Annotated in this window: 27 protein-coding genes; 8 read left to right on the top strand and 19 right to left on the bottom strand. The window is 51.5% G+C overall.

Annotated features, from left to right (window positions below; genetic code table 11):
* Positions 1 to 97 precede the first annotated feature (97 nt).
* Entirely contained in the window at positions 98 to 1,009 is a 912-nt protein-coding gene (locus tag AC0YNS_RS24655; RefSeq protein WP_475783591.1) for an apurinic/apyrimidinic endonuclease family protein, read from the bottom strand.
* Positions 1,010 to 1,108: 99 nt separating this feature from the next.
* Between AC0YNS_RS24655 and AC0YNS_RS24650 the strand changes: the two genes are divergently transcribed.
* From AC0YNS_RS24650 to AC0YNS_RS24640, 3 genes are all read left to right on the top strand, one after another.
* Positions 1,109 to 1,432, top strand: coding sequence for a hypothetical protein (locus AC0YNS_RS24650; protein ID WP_475783590.1), 324 nt, complete (start codon positions 1,109 to 1,111; stop codon positions 1,430 to 1,432).
* A gap of 101 nt (positions 1,433 to 1,533) precedes the next feature.
* Complete coding sequence (locus tag AC0YNS_RS24645) at positions 1,534 to 1,890, top strand: YmaF family protein (RefSeq protein WP_475783589.1); 357 nt, start codon at positions 1,534 to 1,536, stop codon at positions 1,888 to 1,890.
* A 170-nt stretch (positions 1,891 to 2,060) separates the two neighbouring features.
* On the top strand, positions 2,061 to 2,795 hold the full coding sequence (locus AC0YNS_RS24640; RefSeq protein WP_475783588.1) for an MOSC domain-containing protein: 735 nt from the start codon (positions 2,061 to 2,063) through the stop codon (positions 2,793 to 2,795).
* A gap of 200 nt (positions 2,796 to 2,995) precedes the next feature.
* Here AC0YNS_RS24640 and AC0YNS_RS24635 read toward each other — a convergent pair whose 3' ends face one another.
* From AC0YNS_RS24635 to AC0YNS_RS24590, 10 genes are all read right to left on the bottom strand, one after another.
* Positions 2,996 to 3,778, bottom strand: coding sequence for an ABC transporter permease (locus AC0YNS_RS24635; protein ID WP_475783587.1), 783 nt, complete (start codon positions 3,776 to 3,778; stop codon positions 2,996 to 2,998).
* A 9-nt stretch (positions 3,779 to 3,787) separates the two neighbouring features.
* On the bottom strand, positions 3,788 to 4,597 hold the full coding sequence (locus AC0YNS_RS24630; protein WP_475783586.1) for an ABC transporter permease: 810 nt from the start codon (positions 4,595 to 4,597) through the stop codon (positions 3,788 to 3,790).
* Complete coding sequence (locus tag AC0YNS_RS24625) at positions 4,594 to 5,571, bottom strand: ABC transporter ATP-binding protein (RefSeq protein ID WP_475783585.1); 978 nt, start codon at positions 5,569 to 5,571, stop codon at positions 4,594 to 4,596. The genes AC0YNS_RS24630 and AC0YNS_RS24625 overlap by 4 nt, the downstream gene beginning before the upstream one ends.
* A 128-nt stretch (positions 5,572 to 5,699) precedes the next feature.
* Positions 5,700 to 6,248, bottom strand: coding sequence for a GNAT family N-acetyltransferase (locus AC0YNS_RS24620; RefSeq protein ID WP_475783584.1), 549 nt, complete (start codon positions 6,246 to 6,248; stop codon positions 5,700 to 5,702).
* A gap of 61 nt (positions 6,249 to 6,309) precedes the next feature.
* Positions 6,310 to 6,789 carry a hypothetical protein gene (locus tag AC0YNS_RS24615; protein WP_475783583.1) on the bottom strand — a complete coding sequence of 160 codons (480 nt, stop codon included), beginning with the start codon at positions 6,787 to 6,789 and terminating at the stop codon, positions 6,310 to 6,312.
* Between the two features lie 87 nt (positions 6,790 to 6,876).
* Positions 6,877 to 7,950, bottom strand: a complete 1,074-nt coding sequence (locus AC0YNS_RS24610; RefSeq protein WP_475783582.1) for an ABC transporter substrate-binding protein — start codon at positions 7,948 to 7,950, stop codon at positions 6,877 to 6,879.
* Positions 7,947 to 8,771 (bottom strand): ABC transporter permease, encoded by an 825-nt coding sequence (locus AC0YNS_RS24605; RefSeq protein WP_475783581.1) that lies wholly within the window; start codon positions 8,769 to 8,771, stop codon positions 7,947 to 7,949. The genes AC0YNS_RS24610 and AC0YNS_RS24605 overlap by 4 nt, the downstream gene beginning before the upstream one ends.
* Positions 8,772 to 8,779: 8 nt before the next feature.
* Complete coding sequence (locus AC0YNS_RS24600) at positions 8,780 to 9,625, bottom strand: ABC transporter permease (protein WP_475783580.1); 846 nt, start codon at positions 9,623 to 9,625, stop codon at positions 8,780 to 8,782.
* Entirely contained in the window at positions 9,622 to 10,722 is a 1,101-nt protein-coding gene (locus tag AC0YNS_RS24595; protein WP_475783579.1) for an ABC transporter ATP-binding protein, read from the bottom strand. The genes AC0YNS_RS24600 and AC0YNS_RS24595 overlap by 4 nt, the downstream gene beginning before the upstream one ends.
* A gap of 141 nt (positions 10,723 to 10,863) precedes the next feature.
* Positions 10,864 to 11,343, bottom strand: coding sequence for a DinB family protein (locus AC0YNS_RS24590; protein WP_475783578.1), 480 nt, complete (start codon positions 11,341 to 11,343; stop codon positions 10,864 to 10,866).
* Positions 11,344 to 11,473: 130 nt separating this feature from the next.
* Here AC0YNS_RS24590 and AC0YNS_RS24585 point away from each other — a divergent pair, with 130 nt between their 5' ends.
* Positions 11,474 to 12,322: an EamA family transporter gene (locus AC0YNS_RS24585; protein WP_475783577.1), complete on the top strand. Its 849-nt coding sequence runs from the start codon at positions 11,474 to 11,476 to the stop codon at positions 12,320 to 12,322.
* A gap of 24 nt (positions 12,323 to 12,346) precedes the next feature.
* On the opposite strand, the gene AC0YNS_RS24580 is transcribed toward AC0YNS_RS24585, so the two are convergent.
* Together AC0YNS_RS24580 and AC0YNS_RS24575 are read right to left on the bottom strand one after the other, a co-directional pair.
* A complete protein-coding gene (locus AC0YNS_RS24580) occupies positions 12,347 to 13,216 on the bottom strand; it encodes an aminoglycoside 6-adenylyltransferase (protein ID WP_475783576.1) in 870 nt (289 codons plus the stop codon).
* 15 nt (positions 13,217 to 13,231) lie between these two features.
* A complete protein-coding gene (locus AC0YNS_RS24575) occupies positions 13,232 to 14,164 on the bottom strand; it encodes a 5'-nucleotidase (protein ID WP_475783575.1) in 933 nt (310 codons plus the stop codon).
* A gap of 187 nt (positions 14,165 to 14,351) precedes the next feature.
* Here AC0YNS_RS24575 and AC0YNS_RS24570 point away from each other — a divergent pair, with 187 nt between their 5' ends.
* Together AC0YNS_RS24570 and AC0YNS_RS24565 are read left to right on the top strand one after the other, a co-directional pair.
* On the top strand, positions 14,352 to 14,924 hold the full coding sequence (locus AC0YNS_RS24570; protein WP_475783574.1) for a chromate transporter: 573 nt from the start codon (positions 14,352 to 14,354) through the stop codon (positions 14,922 to 14,924).
* A gap of 142 nt (positions 14,925 to 15,066) precedes the next feature.
* Entirely contained in the window at positions 15,067 to 15,990 is a 924-nt protein-coding gene (locus tag AC0YNS_RS24565) for a GH25 family lysozyme (protein ID WP_475783573.1), read from the top strand.
* Between the two features lie 278 nt (positions 15,991 to 16,268).
* Here AC0YNS_RS24565 and AC0YNS_RS24560 read toward each other — a convergent pair whose 3' ends face one another.
* Positions 16,269 to 17,219: an NADP-dependent oxidoreductase gene (locus tag AC0YNS_RS24560; RefSeq protein ID WP_475783572.1), complete on the bottom strand. Its 951-nt coding sequence runs from the start codon at positions 17,217 to 17,219 to the stop codon at positions 16,269 to 16,271.
* 160 nt (positions 17,220 to 17,379) lie between these two features.
* Between AC0YNS_RS24560 and AC0YNS_RS24555 the strand changes: the two genes are divergently transcribed.
* A complete protein-coding gene (locus AC0YNS_RS24555; protein WP_475783571.1) occupies positions 17,380 to 18,261 on the top strand; it encodes a LysR family transcriptional regulator in 882 nt (293 codons plus the stop codon).
* Between the two features lie 62 nt (positions 18,262 to 18,323).
* The gene (locus tag AC0YNS_RS24550) at positions 18,324 to 18,545 is read left to right on the top strand and encodes an H-type small acid-soluble spore protein (protein WP_475783570.1); all 222 of its coding nucleotides are present in this window, start codon (positions 18,324 to 18,326) and stop codon (positions 18,543 to 18,545) included.
* An 83-nt stretch (positions 18,546 to 18,628) separates the two neighbouring features.
* Here AC0YNS_RS24550 and AC0YNS_RS24545 read toward each other — a convergent pair whose 3' ends face one another.
* The 5 genes from AC0YNS_RS24545 to AC0YNS_RS24525 form a co-directional block, all read right to left on the bottom strand.
* Complete coding sequence (locus AC0YNS_RS24545; RefSeq protein WP_090984287.1) at positions 18,629 to 19,420, bottom strand: carbohydrate ABC transporter permease; 792 nt, start codon at positions 19,418 to 19,420, stop codon at positions 18,629 to 18,631.
* Between the two features lie 15 nt (positions 19,421 to 19,435).
* On the bottom strand, positions 19,436 to 20,314 hold the full coding sequence (locus AC0YNS_RS24540; protein ID WP_090984288.1) for a carbohydrate ABC transporter permease: 879 nt from the start codon (positions 20,312 to 20,314) through the stop codon (positions 19,436 to 19,438).
* Between the two features lie 88 nt (positions 20,315 to 20,402).
* Positions 20,403 to 21,794, bottom strand: a complete 1,392-nt coding sequence (locus AC0YNS_RS24535) for an ABC transporter substrate-binding protein (protein ID WP_475783569.1) — start codon at positions 21,792 to 21,794, stop codon at positions 20,403 to 20,405.
* Positions 21,795 to 21,943: 149 nt separating this feature from the next.
* Positions 21,944 to 23,533: a response regulator transcription factor gene (locus tag AC0YNS_RS24530; RefSeq protein WP_475783568.1), complete on the bottom strand. Its 1,590-nt coding sequence runs from the start codon at positions 23,531 to 23,533 to the stop codon at positions 21,944 to 21,946.
* Positions 23,530 to 25,320, bottom strand: coding sequence for a sensor histidine kinase (locus tag AC0YNS_RS24525; protein ID WP_475783567.1), 1,791 nt, complete (start codon positions 25,318 to 25,320; stop codon positions 23,530 to 23,532). Before AC0YNS_RS24525 ends, AC0YNS_RS24530 begins: the two co-directional genes overlap by 4 nt.
* Positions 25,321 to 25,342: the final 22 nt, after the last annotated feature.

Below are 25,342 nucleotides of genomic sequence, written 5' to 3'. Positions count from 1 at the left end.
TGATTAATATATATATTAATCAAGTAATAAAATAACAATTCACTCATTTCCATTAAACAATAAGACGCTCCGCATTTCAATCTATTTTTATATCCGATTAGACGGAGGCTCGCAGCAGCTCCTCTACCCAGCTGTAACAAGCTGACAGTTCCTCATCGCTCACCTGTTCCGATCGATGCTCGAACATGATTTTCACATTCGGATTGTGCCTGCCGATGATTCGCATATAGTCCTCGATCGGTGCCCAGTCCTCGCTTGGATCCAGATGAGGCAAGACCGGGTAGCGTGTTTGCTTGCGCTCACCGCCCTCCGTTATTCGCAATGTGGACAAATGGATGATCTCCGCATAGCGGGCATACCGCTCAATGACTGCTCTGGCATCGAAGAAAGGGTCCATTCTCTCCTGTATGTACAGCCTCGCTGTATCCAGACAAAGCTTGATGGAGCTGTACTTCGCAAGCAACTGTTCCAACAATCCTGTCTCCGTCACATACCTGTTCAACGCATCAAGCTCCAAGACCGGAACGAAATCATACTCCTGCCCCTTACGAGTCAACCACTCGAATAGAGTCTCGCTTCTCTCCTGAAACAGCTCGAAGGCGTACTCGGATTCGAAAACATATTCACTACGATCCTCGAAATGCCAACGCCCCCAGTCCACCCGATCATCCAGGATAACGGGCTTGGGATAATGGAATAACACATAGCTCGGCTGAATCGCGGTTGCCAGGTAATCGAGCTCTTGTTGAACACGCGCTAAGGCTTGCTGCCTTACTGCTTCATCTTTTGCAAGGAACAGTGCGTCCCGTACGTGTGAACTGCCTGCCCGCAGCGGGAAATGAACACCAATCCGAAAGTGGTCTTGTTTGGACTGTTGGTGGAGTCTCTCGATATCGGATTCATTTTGAAATAAGCATGCCTCGATTCCGTAGAATCCTTCTCTGAAATCTCTCCGATATTTCGCTTCGTGAAAGCCTCCATATTGCCCGATGATGAAATTGTGCCGCATCTTCTTCCCCTCTCCCGCCTATCATTCGAACTCTTGTCCGAACTTTTCGCAGTCTACGCTCATATACTATTCTATTAAACAAGTAAGTAGGTGATGAACATGGCTATCATTCCGTTTATTGTTGAAAATGAGGATAGGACCTTTCAAACCTTTGACGTTCGCGTATTCAACTATGGCACGGATCCTGTTATTTTGCAGCTTGAAGTATCGTACGCGCTGAATTCGGCAGATGGTCCTTCCGTGCTGGTGGTCTACGTGCTTCGCACCGTTGAGCTCGCTGCCGGTCAGCTTTTCACATTTGCTAATATTTTCGCAGACTTTGACGTTATGACCGGTACGCTGACAACGTTAGGAATAGAAGAAGAATACAATGTTACGTTTAACGTTGCTCCTGATTTCCCTGTCTTCCCTCCGTTTGGGTAACCTTTGCGATGCCAGCTGTATAACAGCTAGTTGCCCAACACCTCCTCTCGCCTAAATTAATAGCATATGGAGAAGTCACCTTAGCAAGGGAGGCGGAACACATGCAGAGGAAACGAACGTTTAAGAGGGCAACGACCTGTAGACGTGTACAACGGCATGACCATGAATTCGAGGGCAGCACCAAATTAGCCGAGGAAGGCGACGATCGCCACAACCATCGATTCGCGGGCGTATCCGGCCAAGCGATCAAATCCGGAGACAGTCATGTTCATGAGATTGACCTGACCAGAACCGATTTCTTCGGTCATTTTCACAAGCTAAAGAAGATCACGACAGGCCCTGCAATTCCCGTCGGGAACGGCAAACATGTTCATTTTGTCATGGGTAAAACGACCTTGGCTGATGGCCACGTCCATCGGTTTAATTTTGCTACTTTAATTGATGCGCCACTCAAATAATGAAGTTCGTCGCTGTCCCGCATGTCTGCCTTTGACTGCTGGGACAGCTTTTTGTTTTGCCCGCAGCGTTGCAGGTTTTGTGACAGATTGATCGTCCCCGTCTATAATGAAGACAATTGGGAATACATATGGCATACCTAACTAACGCTTGATGAAAAGAGGCTCCTTCTGTGACGCAAACTCGTATTGGAACCATTACCGCAATTAATCGCTTTCCCGTTAAATCCTTAGGGGGAGAAGCACTCCAAAGCAGCCGTATTGAGAACTACGGCTTGTACGGGGATCGTTCGCATGCCTTCATCGATGAGACGAAGGAAGGTTGGGATCGATATTTCACGGCCAGAACCGCACCTGACATGCTGCACTATATGGCTGCATTGGAGGACGGCGCGGAGGCAGCGGATCATTTTGCCGGATTGCGCATTACGGCACCGGATGGCCGTTCCCTGCAATGGGATGCTGCCCTGCTGCAGGAGATTCAACCGTATTCGAAGCAGAAGCTGAGCTTGCTCGCCCATACGCCGCAGTCGCCGGATCTGCTTGCCGTGGATGCGGCCAGCATCCTCATCATTACGAATGCTTCGCTTCGCAAGCTCGAAGCGATGTGGGGGAAGCCGCTCGACCCGCTCCGCTTCCGTGCGAATCTGCTCGTGACCTTGGATGACGATGCGCCGGATGAGTACGAATGGCTGAGTAAGCAGCTGTCGGTCGGAAGCGCGCGGCTGCAGGTGGATGTATTCTGCGATCGCTGCTCTTTAATTACGATTGACCCCGAAACGCTTGAACGCGATGCCTCGCTGCTGCGAACCGTGAATGAGCAATTGAAGCTCAATTTCGGCGTCTATGCATCCGTAAAGCAAACCGGACAGGTGCAGCTTGGGGATGCAGTTTATTTGGAAGTGTAACTCGTTACTCTCTTGCGCTACCTTCCGCTAAATTCGGCTCATGTGTGGTACTGGGTACCTCTATTGCGCCGTCTTGCACCTATTCACTTTTAAAATAAGCCCATGAGCGGTAACAGTAGCAGTTACCCGTTCATGAGCTTATTTTGCGTTTAATCCGACTTATGTGTGCGATATCTGTTACCTTGTGCGTTCTCCCTTACCTACGACCCCGTCGACCGGTAATGCCTTACGCCAACTCGCCATACGAGCAGGCAAGGCACGAGGAATAAGAACCCCGCCAGCGGTACCATCGCGTAGAACGTATGGTTTCCGCCCTCCCTGCCTAGAATGTACAGCAGCGGCAGATAGTTCACGCAGCCGAATGGGATGACGAAGGTGAACAGCCGCTTCACCCACTTGTGATAGATGTTCAGCGGGTACTGCGTCATTTCGCGTCCGCCGTCCGTGAAGATATTGGCGATCTCCAGCCCCTGCACCGTCCAGAAGCTAACGGAGGCAGCGAGGATAAAGATGCCCGTAAAGATCACGATTCCGCTTATCACCATCAACACCAGCGTAGTCACCTTAAGCAGCGTCCAGTCAACGTCAAGATTCCCTGCGGACCAAACTAATATGGCAGCGCTCAGCAGCAGTCGACCGATCCGGGCGAATTCGAATTTGGAGCCGAATACTTGAATGACCGTGCCCCGGGGACGAACGAGTAATCGGTCGAAGTCTCCACTCACGACAAGGCTTGAGAACGTATCGAACCCTCGGCCGAAGCATTCCGTAAACGAGAAGGCCATCTGTGTCACGGCAAAACAAAGCACGACCTCGTAGAAACTCCACCCTTTGAGCTGGCCGAACTGTTCGAACATAAAGTACACCCCGGCAAACGTTGTAAACGGGGTTAGACATTGCCCCAGCGTCAGCAGCAGGAAGGATACCCGGTACTGCATCTCCGATTTAAGAATGATTTTCATATATTTCAAATATAAGCTCATGGCGCCTCCTCACCCTCCCTGCACAACGACGCGCCGAAGCGAGCGGTTCATGGTGAATTTGCCGAATGCGACTAACGCGATCAGCCATGCCGTTTGTGCCGCGAGCCCCTGCAAAGCATCTAACTTCGCGATATCACCCGTAAATACACGGAACGGAAAATCCACAGTATAGTGGAACGGCAGCAAATAGATGATCTCTTGCATCCACCCCGGCATAAGCGGAACAGGCACAAGCATCCCCGCCAGAAAATCCCCAAACACACTAAAAATCAACAGAGAACCGCCCGGTGACATCGTGACAAACACCGATATGTAAATGAGCATCGAAATGGCCACGACCATCAGCATGCTAACAACCAAAACCGCAAGGAAGATAAAGAAGGTAAGCCAATCTGGAGGAAGCTCAAGCCGATAAGGCCTAGGCAAGAAGACCGTGACTAACAGAATAGGAGAACATCTTAACAGCGCACTCGACAAGCGTTGTGCAAGCAGCTTGGCATACCAGAAGTTGTAAATACTAGTAGGCCTGCACATTTCATAAGCAATGTTGCCGCTCTTGATGAGCGAGAACAGCTCGTTGTCTCGCAGCCATAACATCACCAGAGCGAGAAAAGCTTGCCTCAGCCAGGTGTAGGTGATCACTTGGGACAGTGTCATTGGAGGTTCTTGCCCAGTGGAATGCGCGTAGAATGCTTCAAAAATCATAATGAACATAAACCCGAAGAAAAATTGCGTGCCGATGCCGGCCAGCGCTGCCGCGCGATATTGCAGCCCGGTGCTGATTCGCAGCTTGAATACGGACATGTACGCCCTCATCATAGCTGATACTCCTTATACATCTGCACAATGATGTCTTCAATCGGCTGTGTCTCGATAGCCACATCCAGCAGTTCGACCTGTGCGGACAGCTGCGCGATGGCTTCCGAGATCATCACCTGCTCCGTATCTACGCTAAGGATGGCCCTCTCGGTTGTCCACGATAGAAGCGATACGCCGGGAATTGCAACCGGGCGGCTGTTCTCCTGATAATCGGCCGTTATCGTTCGTTTCGTGCCGAATCGGCTGCGAAGTCCCTGTACATTGCCATCGTAGAGCAGCGTCCCTTTTCCAATCAGCAGGATCCGACTGGCCAGCGCTTCGATATCGTTCATGTCGTGCGTGGTCAGAATGACGGTAACGCCTTTCTCTTTGTTGATCGTCTTAATAAATTGACGCACCGCGATCTTGGAGACGGCATCGAGCCCGATGGTCGGTTCATCCAAGAACAGGATGCTCGGACTGTGCAGCAGCGAGGCGGCTATTTCGCAGCGCATTCGCTGCCCCAAGCTGAGCTGCCGTACCGGCGTATACATAATGCTTCCCAGGTCTAGCGTTTCAGTGAGCAGCGAGAGTGTCTCCCGGTACTGCGCTTGCGGGACGTTGTAGATGTCGCGCAGCAGATCAAACGACTCGATGACGGGGACATCCCACCACAGCTGGGAGCGCTGTCCGAATACGACGCCGATGTTCTTCACATACTTGACCCGATCCTCCCACGGGGTGAAACCCTTAATCACGCAGGAGCCTCGGTCAGGTACGAGAATGCCGCTCATGATCTTGATCGTAGTCGATTTGCCGGCACCGTTCGGTCCGATATAGCCGACGATTTCGCCCGGAGGAATATGGAACGAAATATTTTGCAACGCTTCAATGGCCGTGTATTCCCGATGGAACAACGATTTGAGCGCATGACCAACACCTGATTGCCGTTTGGCGACCAGGAATGTCTTACTGATTCCGTCTACGGTTATCACGTACCGATACCTCCAGAAATTGAAAATTTTTGAAAAGCGACAGGGAGAAGATAGTATCATTACGTGGATAAATCTGTCAACCCAAACTTTAGAAAAGACCGCCTAGATGAGCTTAGGCGGCCAAATCGTCATCCTATTTCATTAACAGAACCTGCATGGATGTGATAGAGAACATGCTTATGTACAGGGCTGCTTGGATCAACTTTCGGGTGGTCAAAAGTAGTAACAAACTGCATGCCGATTTTCCGCATGACATGACTCGAAGGCGTATTAATATCGGCTGTAAAGCTGTACACGTTACGGAAACCCAATTGGTTAAATCCGTATTCCAAGCAAGCCTTCGCTCCCTCGGTCGCATACCCCTTACCCCAAGCCTCCTTCTTAAGCCGCCAACCAATTTCAATGCACGGTGTGAAATCCGACTCAAATGTCGCATGATGAAAGCCAATAAATCCGATAAACTCGTTGTTTTCCTTAACTTCCACTGCGTATAACCCAAATCCACTTTCCTTAAACTCAGACACTATGGTGTTGTAGAACGCCTTCGTTTCATCCGCTGACAAGGTTTTTGGAAAATACCTCATCACCTCTTCGTCCGCATTCAGCCCGGCGAAAGGCGCTAGATCCGCCTCTACCCAGTCGCGCAGTCGCAATCTCGCTGACTCCAAATAAATCATGCTGCATCTCCTCCTTCGCAAGAAAGCCCGCTCGCGGCAGCGAACGGACCTCTATCATGTTTTAAAGCACCGGCCCATACGCAACGCCTGTAAGAGAGACCGGTCCGATCACAGACGCGCCGGCTTTCTCGATCGGCTCCAGCTCCGCGGTAAGATTGTACACGTTGAACTGGCTGGTCGTATTGAAATCTGCGATTTGAAGCTCGATCGTATAATAAGCCTCCGCATTTGTTTCAAAACCGATCCGTGTATCCGCGATTTCCACGCCGATTTCGACGGGATCAAGCGATTTGAACAGCTTCACGATAATCTGGCCGTTAGCGGATGTCCCGATTACGCCAATAACAGCATTCAATACGATTCTATTATTCGGCGGCAGCGGATCCGCGTATATACCGACATCCGCTTGAAAAAAACCGGGCGCAATATCATACTTGTTGTCAGTCGGCGCGGTCGAGATAAGTCCAACGGGAATCGGCACGCCGGGGCCTTGTCCGTATCTGGGCACACTTACTTTCATGTCAAGCACCTGCACACTCATAGGTGACTCCTCCTTCTTACAGCTCGTACACAATAGAATATGTGGACGAGCCGTTAGAAGAAGCGGGACTTCTGCTGATTTTTACCGTTATTTCCGGTGCATCTTAAACTCCAGGAACAGCTCATTGTAATGGGAGAGCATCCTCTTCCCCAGATTCTTATAGACCTCCAGCTTCGCAGTCAGCTCCGGTTTCGGGTAGAACCGCTCATCCGAGGAAATCTCCTCCGGCAGGAATTCCATCGCCTTCTCGTTTGGCGTCGAATAGCCGACATACTCCGCATTCTGCGCGGCATGCTCGGGGTCCAGCATAAAGTTAATAAACTGATGAGCACCCTCGATATTCCTCGCCGTCTTCGGAATGACCATGTTATCGAACCATAGGTTGGAGCCTTCCTCCGGCACGACATAAGTCAGCTTCTCGTTCTCACCGATGATTTCCGAAGCATCGCCCGACCACACGACACCAACCGCCGCTTCTTCATTGGCCAGCAGCAGCTTGATTTCGTCACCTACGATGGCCTTCACATTCGGCGTCAGTTCCTCCAGCTTCGCTTTCGCTTCCTGGAGATGGCCCTCATTCGTATCGTTAAGCGAATAGTGCAGACTGTTCAGCCCGAAGCCAATGACTTCACGCGCCCCGTCCACGAGCAGAATTTGATTGCGCAAGCTAGGGTCCCAGAGGTCATCCCAGCTCTTGAATTCCAGCCCCTTCAGCAGCTCCGTGTTATACACGATCCCTACCGTTCCCCAGAAATACGGGATCGAGTAGGCGTTGTCCGGATCAAAAGAGAGATTCATGAACCGCGGGTTGATATACTTCAAATTCGGCAGCTTCGACTTGTCGATCGGAAGCAGCAGCTCTTCCTCTTTCATCTTGCTGATGGCATATTCGGAGGGGACGCTGATGTCGAAGGTCGTGCCGCCTTGTTCGATCTTGGTCATCATCGCTTCGTTGGAATCGAAGGTTTGGTAAATGACTTTAATGCCGGTCTCCTCTTCAAAAGCAGCCACCAAATCCGGGTCGATGTAATCGCCCCAGTTGTAGATCGTAAGCGTATTGTCGCCGGAGTAGCCCTGCGACGAATTGAGCGCCGAAGCGCCATACATTAAGGCGAAAGCAAGCACAAGCACGACGAGCATCATCCGAACGAGCGATTTCATTTGTTAGGAAGCCCCCAATCCGTGCGGCGGTCGCCACGTCCCGAAACTTGTCCGCGGCGATTGATGAAGTAGTAGCCGACGACAAGCAGCATCGTGAAGACAAAGATGAGCGTCGACAGCGCATTAATAGACAACGAGACACCTTGTCGCGCCCTTGAATAGATCTCGACTGACAATGTCGTAAAACCATTGCCCGTGACGAAGAACGTAACGGCGAAATCGTCGAGCGAGTACGTTAAGGCCATGAAGAACCCTGCGAATATACCGGACTTGATGAACGGCAATATAACCTTGGACAGCACATCCCATTCCGTTGCGCCAAGGTCCCGAGCGGCGTCGAGCAGCGAAGAGCTCATTTCCTCCAGCTTCGGCAGCACCATGATAACGACGATCGGTACGCTGAACGCGATATGGGAAATCAGCACAGAGGCAAATCCGAGCTGAATTCCGAGTATTGTAAACAGGATCAAGAAGGATGCCCCGATAATAACGTCAGGACTGACGATGAGCACATTGTTGAGCGATAACAGCGCATTCTGATTTTGCCGCTTGCGCAGCCGATGTATGGCAATGGCGCCAATCACGCCGAGAATCGTTGAAATAACAGCGCTAAGCAGCGCAATGACAAGCGTATTGAGCAAGATGATCAGCAGGCGGGTATCGGCAAACACTTCCTTATACCATTCCAGCGTAAAGCCATCAAACCCGTGCATCGTCCCCCCGCTGTTAAACGAGTAATAGGACAAGTAGATGATCGGCGCATATAAGATGATGAAGATGAGCCAGAGATAGACATTCGACAGCTTCAGTTTACGGTTCATCGTTTGTCCTACCTCCTGCTTCTATTGCGATTGCCGGTTAAGATCATAATGACCGCCATCGCAAGGATGAGAAATACAGCAATGGTGGCACCCATGCCCCAATCCTGCGTTACGAGAAAATGCTGTTCAATAGCCGTTCCGAGCGTAATGACCCGGTTGCCCGCAATAAGCCGCGTAATCATAAAGAGCGACAGCGCTGGAATAAACACAGCCTGGCAGCCGGATTTCACACCGCTTAATGTAAGCGGGAAGATGACCCGGCGGAAGGTCGTCCACGTCGATGCGCCCAGATCTCGAGATGCATCCACGAGCGAGGGGTTCAACTCCTCAAGCGCATTGAATACAGGCAGAATCATGAACGGAATGAAGATATAAACCGATACGAATATAAAGCTGAAATCCGTAAACAAAATTTGCTGATTCCCGATGCCAATCAACTCAAGAATGGAATTGACGGCCCCATATGTACCGAACAGCCCAATAAACGCGTACGTCTTAAGCAGTAGATTAATCCAGCTTGGCAAGATGATCAGCAGCAGCCACAGCTGTTTATGTTTGGTCCGGGTAAGCAGATAAGCAGCCGGATAACCAATCAGCAAAGAGAAGAACGTAATTAAGAAGGCGTACCAGAACGAGCTGAACGTCATCTTCATATAGACCGGCGTGAAGAAATGAGCATAGTTGGAGAAGGTGAAATTGCCTTCAACGTCAAAGAGCGAGTCGTAGACAATGAGCACGATCGGCGCAACTACGAACAGCAGCATCCACAGCATGTAAGGTACGAGATACAAATTACGAGAGCGCGACTGCGCTTGGATAGGAGCGTTTAATTGGGCGTGCGCTTCGTTCCTCATGAGTAGGCTTCCAGCCTTCTATCGAACTCTTCCTCGGTCTCATTGAAGCGCATGACATGAATGGCTTCCGGGTCGAAGGTCAATCCGATCGCCTCTCCAACTTGTGCTTTGCGCGTGGAGTGAACGAGCCACTTATTGCCGGCAGCATCGATGCACTGAATTTCAAAATGAACCCCGCGGAACAGCTGCGCCTCTACTTTAACCTGCAGCTTGCCGTCCTCCGGACGTGTAATCTCTAAGTCCTCCGGTCGGATGACAATGTCTACCGGTTCATTCGGCTGCAGCCCCTGATCGACGCATTCGAAGGATTTCCCCGCAAACTCGACTTGAAAATCCTGCTTCATCCTGCCTGCCACAATGTTCGATTCCCCGATAAAATCAGCAACGAAGCGGTTGATCGGCTCATCGTAGATGTCCATTGGCGTACCGCTTTGCTGGATGACCCCTTCACTAAGCACGAAGATCTCATCTGACATCGCGAGCGCTTCCTCTTGATCATGGGTCACGAATATGAACGTAATGCCAAGGCGTCGCTGCAGCTCGCGCAGCTCGACTTGCATCTCGGTACGCAGCTTAAGATCAAGCGCAGAGAGCGGCTCGTCCAGCAAGATGATTTCAGGCCGATTCACAATGGCTCGTGCAATGGCTACCCGCTGACGCTGACCGCCCGACATCTCCGTGATTTCACGGTTCTCGTAGCCGGCCAAATTGACGAAACGGAGTGCTTCAAGCACCTTCTCCTTGATTTCGGATTGTTTCATTTTCTTAATGCGCAGGCCAAATGCAATGTTCTCGAACACATTCAGATGCGGAAACAGCGCGTAATCCTGAAATACGGTGTTTACTTGGCGTTTGTTCGCAGGGATATGATTAATGACGTTCCCGTTAAAATAAATATTGCCTTTCGTAGGCTCCGTGAATCCGGCGATCAGTCGCAGAATCGTCGTTTTGCCGCAGCCCGAGGGACCGAGCAGCGTATAAAATTTCCCGCGCTCGATCTCGAAGCTGACGTCCTTCAGCACGGCGGGATCGCCCTCGTACTGTTTGGTTACGCCTTGGAATGAAATGATGGCTTCGCTGGCAGGTTGTACATTCATCGTGGCGCTGCCTCCTTATGTAAATAAATAGATATAACGAATAATCTTCTACTGGTTAGTATAACCAATTGCAGCCAGCACATGAAGCACAAAAATGACCGTCCAGGACCTGCATCCCGTTCGGTCATTTTCCACAAGCTCTTAAGTCCGAGCCAGCAGTGTTTTATATACTTTGATCATGCTCATATGCATGCCTTCGTGATAGAGATTCAAGCTGAGAAACTCTTGCGGCGATGATAGTGTTATCCCTGTAGAAGTCTTATACGGCTGCGGAACCTTCTCCTCCAAGCGATGCGCAATCGTTTCTTGAATGCGTTCCACCTGGCTGCCGAGGAGCTGCTTCAATTCATCCAGTGTAGGGGGTATTGTCTCTGCCGGCCACTGAAGCGGTGAAGTGCCGAATTCAAACCATTCCTTGAAGCCTTCAGGGCGATGAAGCGGAAGCTCCAGGTATTGAAAAGCAAAGCGTTCCTGCACGACGTAGATATGCCCCAGCTGCCAACGAATCGTATTGCGGAACCCGTCCGGCACCAGATCTGCCTGCTCCTCCGTAACGCCTTCCACTAGCTTTAAGGTCTGATTTCGCACAAATTTGAGCTGCGTGAATAGAAACTGATCCATGGTCACCTTCACTCCAATCGATTGACTATGTGTTCCACTATATCATGTTAAGTGACAGAGGGGGCAGGAATTAAACCTAGGAAGGCGAATTGTCCCACATACGTACTTCCGGAAAAAGGATGATCACACCATGCTAAGCACGGCTTTCTTACTCGTACTTGGTTCAGGATTTCTGCACTCCGTATGGAACTTATTCACCAAACGCAGCCTCGACAAAAACGTATTCCTCTGGTTGTGTCAGCTCGTTGGTCTTGCGCTAATGCTGCCTTGGGCAATCGCACTGTGGGATGGCTCACACCTCAGCAGCAGCGGATGGTGGATCATTGCTGCCGCCGCTGCCCTTCATGGTCTTTATACCATCTTGCTGGCGGCGGCGTACTCCGTGGGTGACTTGTCCCAGGTGTATCCGATCATGCGGGGCACCAGCCCATTGCTCGTTCCTCTAATCGGCGTCACGCTACTCGGTGAACAGCTAACCTTGGCTGGTTATCTTGGCGTTGCATGCATCGTGATCGGGATTGTTGCGCTCAGCAACATTAAATTTGGCGGAGGTGATCGAACCTCGCTGCGTGCACCGCTGCTCGCTCTGACAGTCGGGCTCTGCATAGCCAGCTATATCATCGTGGACAAACTCGCGCTCGATTATGTGCCCGCAATCGTGCTGAACACGCTGACAACAGTAGGCAATCTGCTCGCTTTGACGCCAGCCGTTATCCGTTCTAAAGGCATCAAACGAGAACTCCGTCATAATGGCAAAATCATGCTGCTATGCGGGATTATCGCGCCCGGCGGCTATCTGATTTTCTTATCCGCGTTGTCGCTTGGCCCTGTCTCGCTACTGGCGCCGATGCGCGAAATCGGCACCGTATTCGGCACCTTGATGGGCATACTGATTCTCCACGAGAAGCAGGGCAAGCAGCGGATTTGGTCCTCCGTGTTCATCACTTGCGGCGTAATTGTGCTTGGTCTGTGGGGCTAAGCTTAGTTTGCCGCCTCTGTTGGCTTAGAACTGCTGCGCATCCGGCTCAAGCTGCTGTATCTTCTCCATATACGCGATGACCCTGCGGTCACGTGCATGAGGGTAATCGTAGCCCAGCTTCTCGCCGAGCTCGACTGCCAGCTTACGGAACAAATCCGTCATCGCGAAGAGTGCCCGCCAATTGTCTTCAGCGCTTGCGCCAGCATAGGTTTGTTCCAGCTCATACCACGTCTGCTCGTCCAAGTAACGCTTGAACCAACGTCCATTCTTGCCCGGATTCACAATCCAATCCCGGTTAACCCCGATATGCCATTCGATCATCGGCATGAACATTTCGACTCGAATAACACTGTCCAGCATGTATTTGGCGTAAAATAACTCGTCTCGCCATAAGCTCTTCGCCACGTACGTGATATCCCACCAAAAGGCTGTCACCAGCGAATGATAGTCTTCGCGAGAGGGCTTATCGGTGATATAACCGGTATGCTGCGGCTGTTTCAAGCTCGCTGTCACGCCGTCTTTGTCCAGCAGCACACGGTACCCGATATCGAGCTCCTCCGGCAGCAGAGGCATTCTCATCAATTCCTCTAAGTGAGCGACAAGGTATACTTGAAAATCGATCCGTACGCCATCCTCGAACAGAACCAGCCGCGTAATCGAGCGTTCATGATCTTCCCGGTACTCCGTCATAATTCCGCCGAACTGCGTAATCCACGCATCACTCCCGCGAAACGGAGTCATGTCCGTCACCATAAGCTCGATATCATAGTCCGACAGCAAATCGACCGGGGCATTTGGGTTTGCACGCGAGCTCGTCATGATAACGGCCCGAATCATGCTGTTTTTCTGTGTCCACGCCACCAGTTTGCCGAGAACTTCCTCCATATTGCGCATTGTATGATGAACTCCTTATCGTTTCATTGTATTCGTGATGCCAAAGGGCACATGCACAGAAGGTACGCTGCGCGCGACGCCTTCGATATGACCCACCTGATCGTCAAAGAAGATATGAGGCTTAAAGATGCCAAGCACCCGACCTTTATCGATGCCGCCCAGAAAAAAGGCCTCATCGACGCGAATATCCTGCTCCCGCAGCGTCGTGATGACCCGTTCATGCGCAGGTGCATTGCGAGCGGTCGCAATGGCGACACGGATCTTCGGCTTATAGGCCGGATCAAGCAGCTTCTTCTCGCTTTCTCGCTTCTGCAGCTTGGCAATTTCGCCGAAGAAACGGAACAGCGGTCCGCCCGGCAGCGGCTCTCCTGCCTTGCTCCGCTCATGATCGTGAAACGAATGCAGTGCGCCGCCCCGTTGAAATATGGTCTCCGCCGAGTCGTCGGCGATGATGCCGTCAAAGTCAAAGGCGATGCGCAGCTCCTCGTCTTCATCATCATCCACGTAATCGGTCGGATAGATGCAGCCTGCAGGGTAGCCGTGCTCGACGGCTTCCTTCACGTCCTCCGGGTTTCCGGAGAGGAAGAGCGACGCATTGAAGGCGTCCAAGTACAGGAACGGATTGCTGCCTGCTACGAAGACGGCTCGGCTGATCGGCAACTTGTAATGCTCAATCGACTTGAACACGCGAAGTCCCGTATCGGGATCATTGCGCGAGAGCAGCACCACTTCCACGAGTTGTTCCTCGCCCGAAGCATGGATGCGAAGCAATCTTGAGATCAGCGGGAAGGCGACGCCTGTCGCCAAGATATGATTCTCGTTCTCGCGTTGGAACTTGCGATACTCGTCCTCTCCGCGTTCGCGGAAGACACGATCCGATTCTTCGAGGTCGAATAAGGCGCTGGAAGCAACGGCGATCACGAATTTATTTTCGATGGGATAGGGCATAGTGGGGGTTGGACCTCCTTATTCCTTATTGTCCGTAACGTTGTCCCCTCCATCTTACCAATTTGCTCGAATATCCGTACAGCGCAATATAACATTGTATCCCAGCACGCATGATGTTTATAATTAGTCCAACGATGCTGATTGGCTTGCGTGTACGATCCAAAGATCGGACATGCAGCATTCAGCTATGAGAAGAAAGGACGGATCAGCCATGTGGAGTGAGCTGTGGAGATTGTTTATTTCGTTCGGCAGAGCGACAATGCTGGGCTATGGAGGCGGACCGTCCATTATCCCGCTGTACGAGAATGAGGTTGTGAGCCGTATGAAGTGGATGACGACAGAGGATTTCGGTCATGCGCTTGCTTTCGGCAACTCGCTGCCGGGTCCGATCGCGACGAAGCTTGCAGCCTATATTGGCTTCAAAGTAGCCGGTTGGGCAGGCGCTGCGGTTGCCCTCACTGCCGTAGTAATGCCAACGGCTTTGCTGATGATCGTGCTCGTGGGCGTCATGTCGAAGCTGCAAAATAACACCATCATCAAAGGCATGATTCGCGGCATCCAGCCTGTCATCTTCGTGATGATGGCGATGCTGGCGTATGATTTTGCCAAGTATGCCATGAAGACGACACCGGGTGTGATCACCTTCATCCCCTTCCTGCTCGCGGTTGCATTCTTCATCATGGTGTATTACTTGAACCTGAATGCGGTATGGGGCATCATTGGAGCGCTTGCAATCGGGGCGTTGTTCCTGCGGGGATAGCAGCGATATTGAAATCATAGGACATCCTTAGGCTGAGGCGAGCTGGGGATGTTTTTCCATATTTAGGCGGCTGTACGGGTGCATTCAGCCTCTAATTCTCATAAGCTAGTACAACGACATCTACTAGAATGGAGCTGAAGTGATGCAAGCAAAGAGCCCAAGCAATATTAAAGCCATTGATGTCTCGCACCATCAAGGCGTTATCGATTGGAAAAAGGTGCGAGCGGCCGACGTGCTCGCGGCTTTCATAAAGGCGTCAGAGGGTACCTCGTTCAAGGATGATAAATTCGCGACGAATGCAAACGCTGCTGCTGCAGCCGGCATCAAGACCGGATTCTACCACTACGTGCATCCGGAATCGAATGACGCGAAGTCGGAGGCGGCTCATTTTGCCAATACAATCAAAGGGTTCAAATCAGACTTTCCTCATGTGCTCGATGTGGAGGGAGATGCGGGTCAAGTGTCCGTATCCAAGCTGACACAATGGTGCGTCGATTGGCTGACCGAAGTCGAACGGCTTACGGGGCATCCGACGCTGCTCTACACAGGGGCAAGCTTCGCCGAAACCAATCTAACTCAACCGCTCGGTCAATGGCCGCTGTGGGTCGCTCACTACGGCGTAGATCAACCGATGGGTAACCCGACATGGAGCGAGTGGGCCGTATTCCAATATTCCGATAACGGGAGTGTCGATGGTATCGGCGGCAATGTCGTGGACATGAATGCGATGGAGCAGGCATTCTACAACCAATATGCCAATCCGGGCCAGCCTCAGCCGCAAAGTCCGGAAGATACGATCAAAATCGTCGTGAACGATAGATTAGCCGCTTATGGCCGGATTGTCGATGGCAGCACCTACGTGCCCTTGCGCCAGCTCGGCGAATCGCTGGGCGTTCCGGTCTACTGGGACTCTGCCACTTCAACCCCTTATGTGAATGGGCAGCCGGTCACGAACTATAAACTGTTCGACGACAGAACGTACATCGGCATTCGTTCTACAGCCGAACTGCTCGGCGCCAAAGTTTCGTGGGACGCGGTGAACAAGAAGGTTTATATCTATATGTAGCAGATCGCGTCTCCCCCGTCCTACTCAGCAAACAAACTGCTCCCGCTCTCCCGCGATGGATGCAGATAGTGCGGAAACGGAACTCTAAGCGCCGATACCTATTAGCGCTGCCTCGGGGCAGCGCCATTTCTGAGTGCCTGTACGATTCGTTAGAATTCCAAGACCACAGCGAAGGGGTCGGAAAGGGCCGAGGTTGGTCGGTTTATACTTGCGAAGAACGCACAATGACCGCCCCGAAGAGGCGGTCATTGTGTCTGTATGAGAAGCTTTGCAGCGGCTTAATCCGCGAGATGCAGAACAATTCGCCCCCGGCCATGGCCGGACTGGCTCAGGTCTTGCGCCTTGGCAGCCTCCGCTAGGGGAAAGTGCGCGCCGACATGCGTCTTCACGAGGCCGTCAGCCATCAGCGCCGCAATCTTACTCAGCGCATCCGCCGCGGGCAGCTTGTTCGAGAACATCGCTTTAACGCCGCGTTCCTGCGCGCGCTCAGCCGATGGCTGACTCACCAGCGAGATCAGCCGGCCGCCCGGCTTGAGCACCTCGAAAGACCGGTTCTGCGTCTCGCCGCCGACCGTATCCAGCACCAAATCTACATCAGCCGCCGCATCCTCGAAACGCGCCTGCTTGTAATCCACGACAACGTCTGCGCCGAGCGAGGCTGCATAGTCGACATTGTCCGTTCCACAGGTGGCGATCACTTCGGCGCCTCTCCATTTGGCTAACTGCACCGCGAACAAACCGACACCACCGGCCGCACCGTGAATCAGCACCCGCTCTCCCGCTTCAAGTCCACCGACCTCAAACAGCGCTGACCAGGCGGTCGTAGCACCACCGGAGATTGTAGCAGCCTCATCGAAGGTAAGTTCAACTGGTTTCGGCACCAGGAAATCCGCTGACGCAAGGGCATATTCCATATAGGACCCATACGTGGTTCTTCCGAAAACAGCCTGTCCTTTCATAAACGCGGTCACTCCCGGACCCACTTCCTCCACAATTCCCGCGAGTGAAGATCCCGGTATATAAGGAAAAGTGAGCGGCCTGAACTTCTTAAACATCCCTTCTCTAACTTTCCATTCAATCGGCAGCACGCCTGCGGCATGGACACGCACAAGCACTTCTCCCTCACTCGGCTGCGGACGTGGAATTTCTTCGAGCTGCAGTTCTTCAGAACCGCCATATTGGTGAACGCGTATCGCCTTTATCGTTTGATCGCTAAATCCATTACTCATTCTTCAAAACCCCTCTCACAAACACGCTATATCGCAACAATTTCAACTCTATACGCTGTGCTTCTTTCCTCAGTTTATCCACTGACGTTAATAATGTATAATACATATTAAATTATGTCTTCATAACATCAACATTATGAGTGATTGGAGCAAAATAAGCATGGAACTGCTGCAGCTGCACTATTTTCAAAAAGTCGCCAGACTCCAACATATGACGAGAGCCGCGCAAGAGCTGCACATCGCGCAGCCTGCGCTTAGTCAAAGCATTGCCCGGTTAGAGGAGGACCTCGGTGTCCCGCTCTTCCACCGTCAAGGCCGGCAAATTCGGCTGAACAGCTACGGGCAAGCTTTTCTGGCCAAAGTCGATATTGCCCTGCATGCCCTGGAGGAAGGAAGGCGTGAAATCCATGATATGAACGGTACGGAGCGGGGACATCTTCATATCGCGACAACGACCTTGGCTCGTTTCTCTGAGATGATTCGCGCCTATATGGAGGAACATCCGGAGATTAATTTGCGTATCTCTCAGGTGTCGGCGGAGGAGGCAGCTCCGTTGATCGAGGCCGGGGAGATCGATTTCTGCTACACGACACCCCCCATCGACAAGCCGGGCATCGGCAATGTTCCGCTGCTGCGTGAAGAGATCTTCATCGCGGTCCCTCCTCATCACCGACTTGCGAGCCATACGTTGATCAACCTCAGCGAGATCGCAGACGAGCCCTTCATAGGCATGAAAGAGGGTACTCGTCTGCGCGGCATGATGGATCAGTTCTTCAGCTCACGCGGCATGAAGCCTAACATCGTATGCGAAGTGGACGAACCCTCAGCGCTGCGGAGCTTCGTCGGTGCCGGCCTTGGGATCGCGCTCCTATCCGCCTGCAAGAAAGAAGAAGCTTCACCGCTCGTTCTGCTGCCAATCAATGATCCCAACTGCCGCCGGACCATCCAGCTTGCTTGGCTGGAGAAGCGTTATCAATCGCAGGCGGCGCACTCGTTTAGGGAGTATGTCACGCATTATTTTGCCAAAGATGCCAAAAGCTGAATAGTCCGCCTGCCCTTCGCGAACAATGTAACAGACATTTACAGCCAAGGGGGCCGCACCGTATGAACGCGCAGCGCGCACAAGAAATCGCCGAATCCTCCACCATGGTCGAGGTTACGTGCAACGGAGTTCCGATCTATATTCAACATGTCGACACCGACAACAACACAGCGCGGATTTATCCGCTCAATCAACCGGACAACGAAGAGACGGTGTCGCTGAACAGCTTAACGGAGAGCTCGCCATTCCAATCCGACGGCATCCAGATGCATTGTCCGGACTGAACGAGTTCGCCCGCGCATACTTAAAGGCCATACTCATGGGTTCATGGGTATGGCCTTCTTTTATCCAATCGGGTTGCTTAAAATTACTTCACGCTGCCGGCAGTAAGACCCTTCTCCAGGAACCGCTGGCAGAAGAAATAAACGAGGAAAATCGGGATACTGATCGCCATGAGCGCAGCAGAGATTTTGCCATAGTTTGAGCCTGCGAATACGACGAATTTCTGCGGGAGCAGCGTCACTGTCATCGAAGCCGGGTCCTGCAGGAAGATCAATGGAAGCAAGTAATCGTTCCACGATCCGAGGAACGTGTAGATCGTAACGGTCGCGATGGCCGGCATGCCCAGTGGCAAATAAATGCTCCGGAATATCGTATGCTTGCTGGCTCCGTCGATCGTCGCCGCTTCGTTGATTTCCTTCGGAATGCCATCGAAGAAGGTGCGAATCAGCATGAGGCCAAACGGAATGCCACCAGCGACATGCGGTCCGACAAGACTGAGCGGGTTATCCACCAGCCCCAGCTGCTTGATCGTCAGAAACCAAGGGATGATAAACCCTGCGCCGGGAATCATCATCCCGACGATAAGGATGAGAAACAAAGGAGTCCGCAGCGGAAACCGCAGACGCGAGAACGCATACGCCGCAAGCGTCACGCAGGTAATCGTAAGCGCGATATCCATTGCCGCCACGACAATGCTGTTCCAGAAGTAGCGATACACACCTGCATCCAGGAACACCGCCGAATAGTTGTTAACGAAGCCGCCCTCAAATGATTTCAACACCATTCGAACGAGCGGGTAGAGCCAGAGAATGCCCATAATGACAATGACAACTTGCACAACCGTACGGCCAAATAGATCTTTTCTATCGAATATCATCGTAGAGCTCCCCTCTTAAACATCCCATCTCTTCTGAATTTGGCTTTGAACCCAAGTCAGTATAAGGGCTATGATCATGATCAGGTTCGAGATCGCCGCGCTGTAGCCGCCCTTATATTCGAGAACGTAGCTGCGGTACAGGTAAGACGACACCACCTCACTGGAGCGAGCCGGCCCTCCACCGGTAATCAGCCAGACGAGGTCGAACGTCTTGAGCGATCCGATAATGCCAAGAATGATCAGCAAGGAATGCGTGCTCTTCAACATCGGAAAGATCATACGCGTGAACAATTGCAGGAATCCGGCGCCGTCAATCTTCGCCGATTCGATGACTTCCTGATTGAATTGGGTAATAGCCGTGAAATAGATAATCATACTGAAGCCCATATAAGTGAAAATGTTCGTGAACATAACGGCGTACAAAGCTAATTTAGGATCGCCGGTCCAATCCCGAACAAGGTTGTCCAATCCAATGGCTCTAAGCGCTTCATTAACCGCACCGGTATTGAAGCTGTATAGCTCGGTGAAGATAAGCGCCACAACGACGAGGCTCATAATGTTCGGCAGGAAGAATAACGATTTAAATAATCGCTTGCCGAAAAATAACGAATCATTGACAACGGATACGAACAAACCGATGATCGCTTGCACAATTACCGTGACGACCATGTAGGTAAGCGTATTGGTCACCGCTTTGAGAAATTTAGGGTCTTTCATCAGCGTGACATAGTTGTCGAAGCCGATAAACGTCATATTCTTCGATATGCCGTTCCATTTAAAGAAGCTGTGATAGATGTTGAAGTACGCGCCGTAATAGATAAATACGCCGATGAACAGTACGGCCGGAATCAAATACAGATACGCGTCATAATCGTATTTTCTCTTTGAAATCATGGTGACCTCCTCCTACCTCCTACTGCCCACTCTTGAACTATGGATGAAAAAAGAGGAGGCATCCTCCTCTTTTTCCATCAATCGCTTATTAGCGTTGTACGGTTTTGGATATCGCTTCTAAGTCTTCAGCCGCTTTCTCCGGTGTCTTGCCGCCAAGCGCGACCGCTTGCAGGGCATCGAAGAGGCCATTCTGAAGCTCAGGATATTTCAATTCACGTGCTCCGCTGATGTGACTGGACATGAACTCGGAAACGGTTTTCAGTGACTCCTTCTCCGTATCGCCCGCCATTTCGGCTGTTACTTCTACGCCTTTCTGGGAAGGAAGCACTTGCAGCGTGTTTGTCCACAGCTTCTGACCTTCTCCCGCAGACATGAACTTAATAAACTTCCATACAGCGTCTTTGTGCTTGGATTCTGCGTTCATACCCCAAGCGATGTCAACTGTAGCTACCATGTTCTGTTCGCCGCCCGCAAGTGGAGGGAACGGGAACATACCCCAGTGTGTATCTTCGGTAATGACGCCGTCTTTCACCATTTGGTCATGAGCAACCTTCGTCAAACCGCTCAAGTGCCATGTACCGATGGAGAACAAACCGAGCTTACCTTTGGTGAAGTTATCGTTTACGTTCGGATACGGGGACTGCCCCATCGATCCTTCGGAGAACACACCGTTCTTGAACAGGTCGCCCCACACTTTGAGCGCCTCTACGATGCCCGGATCCGTCCAAGCAAGCTTGCCTTCTTGCGCTTCATAGACTTTACCCGGTGCGATTTCATTCACGATTCCCATGAAAACGTCGCGGTCCGTCCAACCGTCTTTAGCGCCGATACCGACTCCGGCGATGTTACCCGGCTCTTTCTCTTTGAGCACCTTGATCACGTTATTCAACTCATCCAGCGTCTTCGGAACTTGCAATCCGTGCTTCTGGAACATCGTTGCGTTATACATGATGACCGGAGTTGCCGTCATACCGCCCGGCAATACGCGGAAATCATCGCCGGAGTAAGCCGCCTGCTCCAGTGCGACATCTAGGAAATTGCTTTTCCAATCGCCGCCCCACTCCTGCTCTGCATAAGGTGCCAGCGGTTCAAGAAACTCTTTATATTGATTGGCGTTGGCGCCGACTTGCATGGCAATGACGTCCGGACCTTCTCCGCCTGCGAGGCCTGCGGAGAGCTTCTGGAAATAAGCGCCGGATTCGCCGACATGCGTAACTTCCAAGTCGATGTCCGGGTTTTCTTTCTCGAATGCTGCTTCCAGTTCCGGCATCTGACCTTCCGTCGGAATCCATTTCCAAAATGATATTTTTGTTTTTTCTGTAGGCGCGCTCGAAGTGTTCGTGCTGCTTTCATTGTTCGTGCTGTCAGCACTTTCGTTCGCGTTAGAAGCAGCGCCTTCATTGTTGCTGCCGCAGCCGGCAAGCATGGCGCCGACCATTGTCATCGAGAGTAGTGTAGCGGTAACCTTTGTCTTTTTCATCTGTGTACCTCCCCGTTTATGAGTGCAATTTGAAGTGTTGAAAACCCTTACAAATCGATTGTATCACCCATAACACCGCTGAAAATTTCAATATTTTTGAATCAAACTCCAATATCTTTGAAAGGGCTTACAGCGATCTTCCCGGGCTCCTATCCGCTCTGCTCAGAAGACCTCTTCTCGTAATCAAGCGGAGTCGTACCGGTCATATCTTTGAACACTTTGAAGAAATAATTGTACGTATTAAACCCAACCTGCTCGTAGATCGCTTTGACCGAAACGCCTTCCTCAAGAAGCTGCTGCGCGCGGGAAATCCGCTTGCGGTTCAAGAACTCCACGAAAGACATGCCGGTTTCCTTCTTAAACAAATGACTCAGATAGGAGGTGTTGATGCCGACGTGTTCCGCGGTAAGCTGCAGCGAGATGTTGTCCCGGAATCGCGAGTCGATGAAGCGCACTGCCTTCCCTACGTAACCGCTGAAAGCAGACTGCCCCTGGGTACGGAGCGTCTCGACGAGCTCGCTGTACATCTGGATGATTTGGTCCTTCAATCCTAATGGTCCGGCGGTATCCCGCAAGCCTGTCTGCATCGGCACGGTCAGCCGGTCGAGTGTCTGAGAAGCTATGCCATGCTTCTGTCCCACTTTGGTCGCAAGCTGCACCATCTCGACAAGCGTTAACCGAACCGATTCATGGGAAGCGCCTTGTTGCGCAAGCTCTGTGAAGATCCGTTCAATTAACGCGACCATATCGAACTCGTCCTTCTGATCGAACGCGCCAAGAAGCAGCTTCTCCATCTTGATGCTGAGACCGGCTGCGGGCGAGTGATGATCCTGCCCAAGCACGGCATCATTCATGGACTGCAGCTTGCCTTTGGCCTGTCGATAACCGTCCGCTATATCGGATAACCGCAGGCCGCACCGACTGAATTCAATCTTCATTTGGACATTCATGAACTTGGAGAACATTCCCCTCAGCTTCTCTTTCTCTTCTTGGAGGAGAGAAGCAATCTGCGATTCGCTTCGTATCCGCTCGAAGCTGAACAGCAAAGCGAATTGATCTTCGCCGATATGCGTGACGATTCCTTCCGACTGGCTTTGGCATAATTCAAGCACCGATCGAATGAACAAATTGCGATCCTTATCCTGCTGCCGCCAATCCATCATATGATAATGGACAATCGATATCGCGCCCACTACCAAGTTTCTCGTGCTGAAGCCCGCTTCGTTGATACGCGCATTGGCCTCGGATTCCTGCATATCGCTCATGTGCCCCAATGCCAAATCTTTGACAATCTGTTGCTTGGCCTGTAGATCAATCATTCCGGAAGACTTGAGGTTCTCGGCGCCGACGGTTTTCTGTTCATGAAGCCTTTCATGTTTGGCTTTCTCCAGCACACTCAGCAAGGAAGCTTCGTCCAGTCTATGCTTCAGCAGATAGTCAACTGCACCGTTGTTGAGCGTCATACGCACGTAATCGTAACTGTCGTAGCTGCTGAGCATAATGATTGGAATGCCTAGATTCTGCTCTACCAAATAATTAGATAGAGCGACACCATCCATTAACGGCATCGCTACATCGGATAGAATCACATCCGGCTCGAGCTCGCCGATCATTCGGATCGCGGCCTCCCCATTCGTCGCTTCACCGCATAATCGGTAACCGTGCCCTTCCCAAACAGCCATTGAACGGATGTGTGTACGAGCAATCAATTCGTCTTCGACCAGCAGAACCTGTATCATGAGGCATCCTCCCTATTGTCCAGCAATATAGGTAAAGTCATTTCCACCGTCGTGAAGAGTCCCTGCTGACTATACAGCTTCAGACTGTATTCGTTTCCGAAGAGCAGCCGGATTCTCTGGGCGACGTTGATCACGCCTAAGCCGGAGAATCGGTTCTTCGAAGCTTCGTTCGCGTTGTCATGAGCGGAATCGAGCGGCTCCTGCAATAAACTGTCCAAACGAGCCATTTTATCCTCAGCTATGCCTGCCCCATTATCCGTTACAACGATGGTGAGCCGATTCTCGTCAGCTTGTATCTTAATGCTGACGATACCTTTGCGATTGGCAGGCTCTACCCCATGTATGAGCGCATTTTCTAACAGCGGCTGGATCAGCATCCTTGGAATGAGGCAATGCTGCGCTGCATCTTCGACTTCATAATGAACGTTAACCGGATGGACCAACCGGTAACTCTGAATGTTTACATACCTTTGCAAGTTGGTGATTTCATCCTGCAACGTCGTAAACTCGCTGTCGTTCTTCGTAATGTCCCGAAGCAGTTCGATCAGAGAAGTCGTCACTTCCTTAATGTTCGGAACTTGCTGCAGCTGCGCCAAGAACTGGATGGTATTGAGCGTGTTGTAGAGAAAATGCGGATCGATCTGCGCTTGCAGCGCCTTCATCTCGGCCTTCCGCTTCTGCTGCTCCCGCCGCTTGACTTCCTCCAGCAGACTGTGGATTTGACCCATCTGCTGGCTGAAGGCTTGGCTCAAATGGCCGACCTCATCCTTCGATTGCAGCGGGGTCACGTAGTTGAGATTCCCCTCGTCGATCTTGAACATCCGATCGCGCAGACGACGCAAATTATTAGTGATGCGCCGCGAAATAACGATGGACACGACCAGCACGGCAACCAGTGTCAGCCCAATGACCCCGAACATGCGGTTGCGAAGCGTGACCGTATCGTGAATGAGGGAATCGACCGAAACAGCGCCGATCGTGGTCCAGCCCGAGAATGTGGAGTTTTGTTTGACGTACAATTGTCCGTCCTTCTCTAGGACGTCCTGAAATTCGGGAGGCTTGTCCCCGGCACGCGATTCGAATAAGGTCTGATTGTGCTTATCCATGACGATAAATCTAGTCGTCGATAACGGTCCGTTATCGTACACCTTGCGAATGATATCGTAAGGGGCATATAAGAGAGCGACACCAATCGTCTTGTCGTTGGATTTGATTGCCCGGCCAATGACCAGCATGGGCTTGAGCGTCGTGCCGCTTGGCGTATAGTCGTCGCGATCGATTTTCAGGAAAACTGGTTTTCCATTCGCCTTCATGATTTCGCGGAACCAAGGCTTATCCGTATATGAAATGTAACGATACGGGCTTCCCGAATAATACTGCTCTCCGTTGAATCCAACGATCGTAACGGCTGAAATATAAGGTTTGTACGAGTACAAGCTTCCGACGAAATCCTCTAGTTTCTTCTGCAGCAGGAAATCGATATAAGGGCTCAGCCCTTTCTTCCGATTAAGCACCTCCACCACATTGGTACGATCGATTGACACCAGCGTAATGATGCTGACGAAATCTTTGAGGACAATCTCAAGATTGTTATGCGACTGGACGATGTTGCTTCGAGCATCCTGAATCGCGTTGCGTTTGATCGTCTCTGCCGTACTTGCATACCAGATCCAGGTGACGCCGGATAAGGTAAGCATGGATAGAACCAGGAACGAAACGAAAATTTGGGCTTGAATCGTACGGCGAACGGAAAATAGCAGCAGTAAATTGTTCATGATAGTCTTCATTCCATTCCGTCCTCCTTAACAG

It is taken from the genome of Paenibacillus sp. J22FR21 (assembly GCF_056269135.1).
Note: the sequence above shows the minus strand (reverse complement) of the source record. Positions and strands in the feature narration are given on the sequence as shown.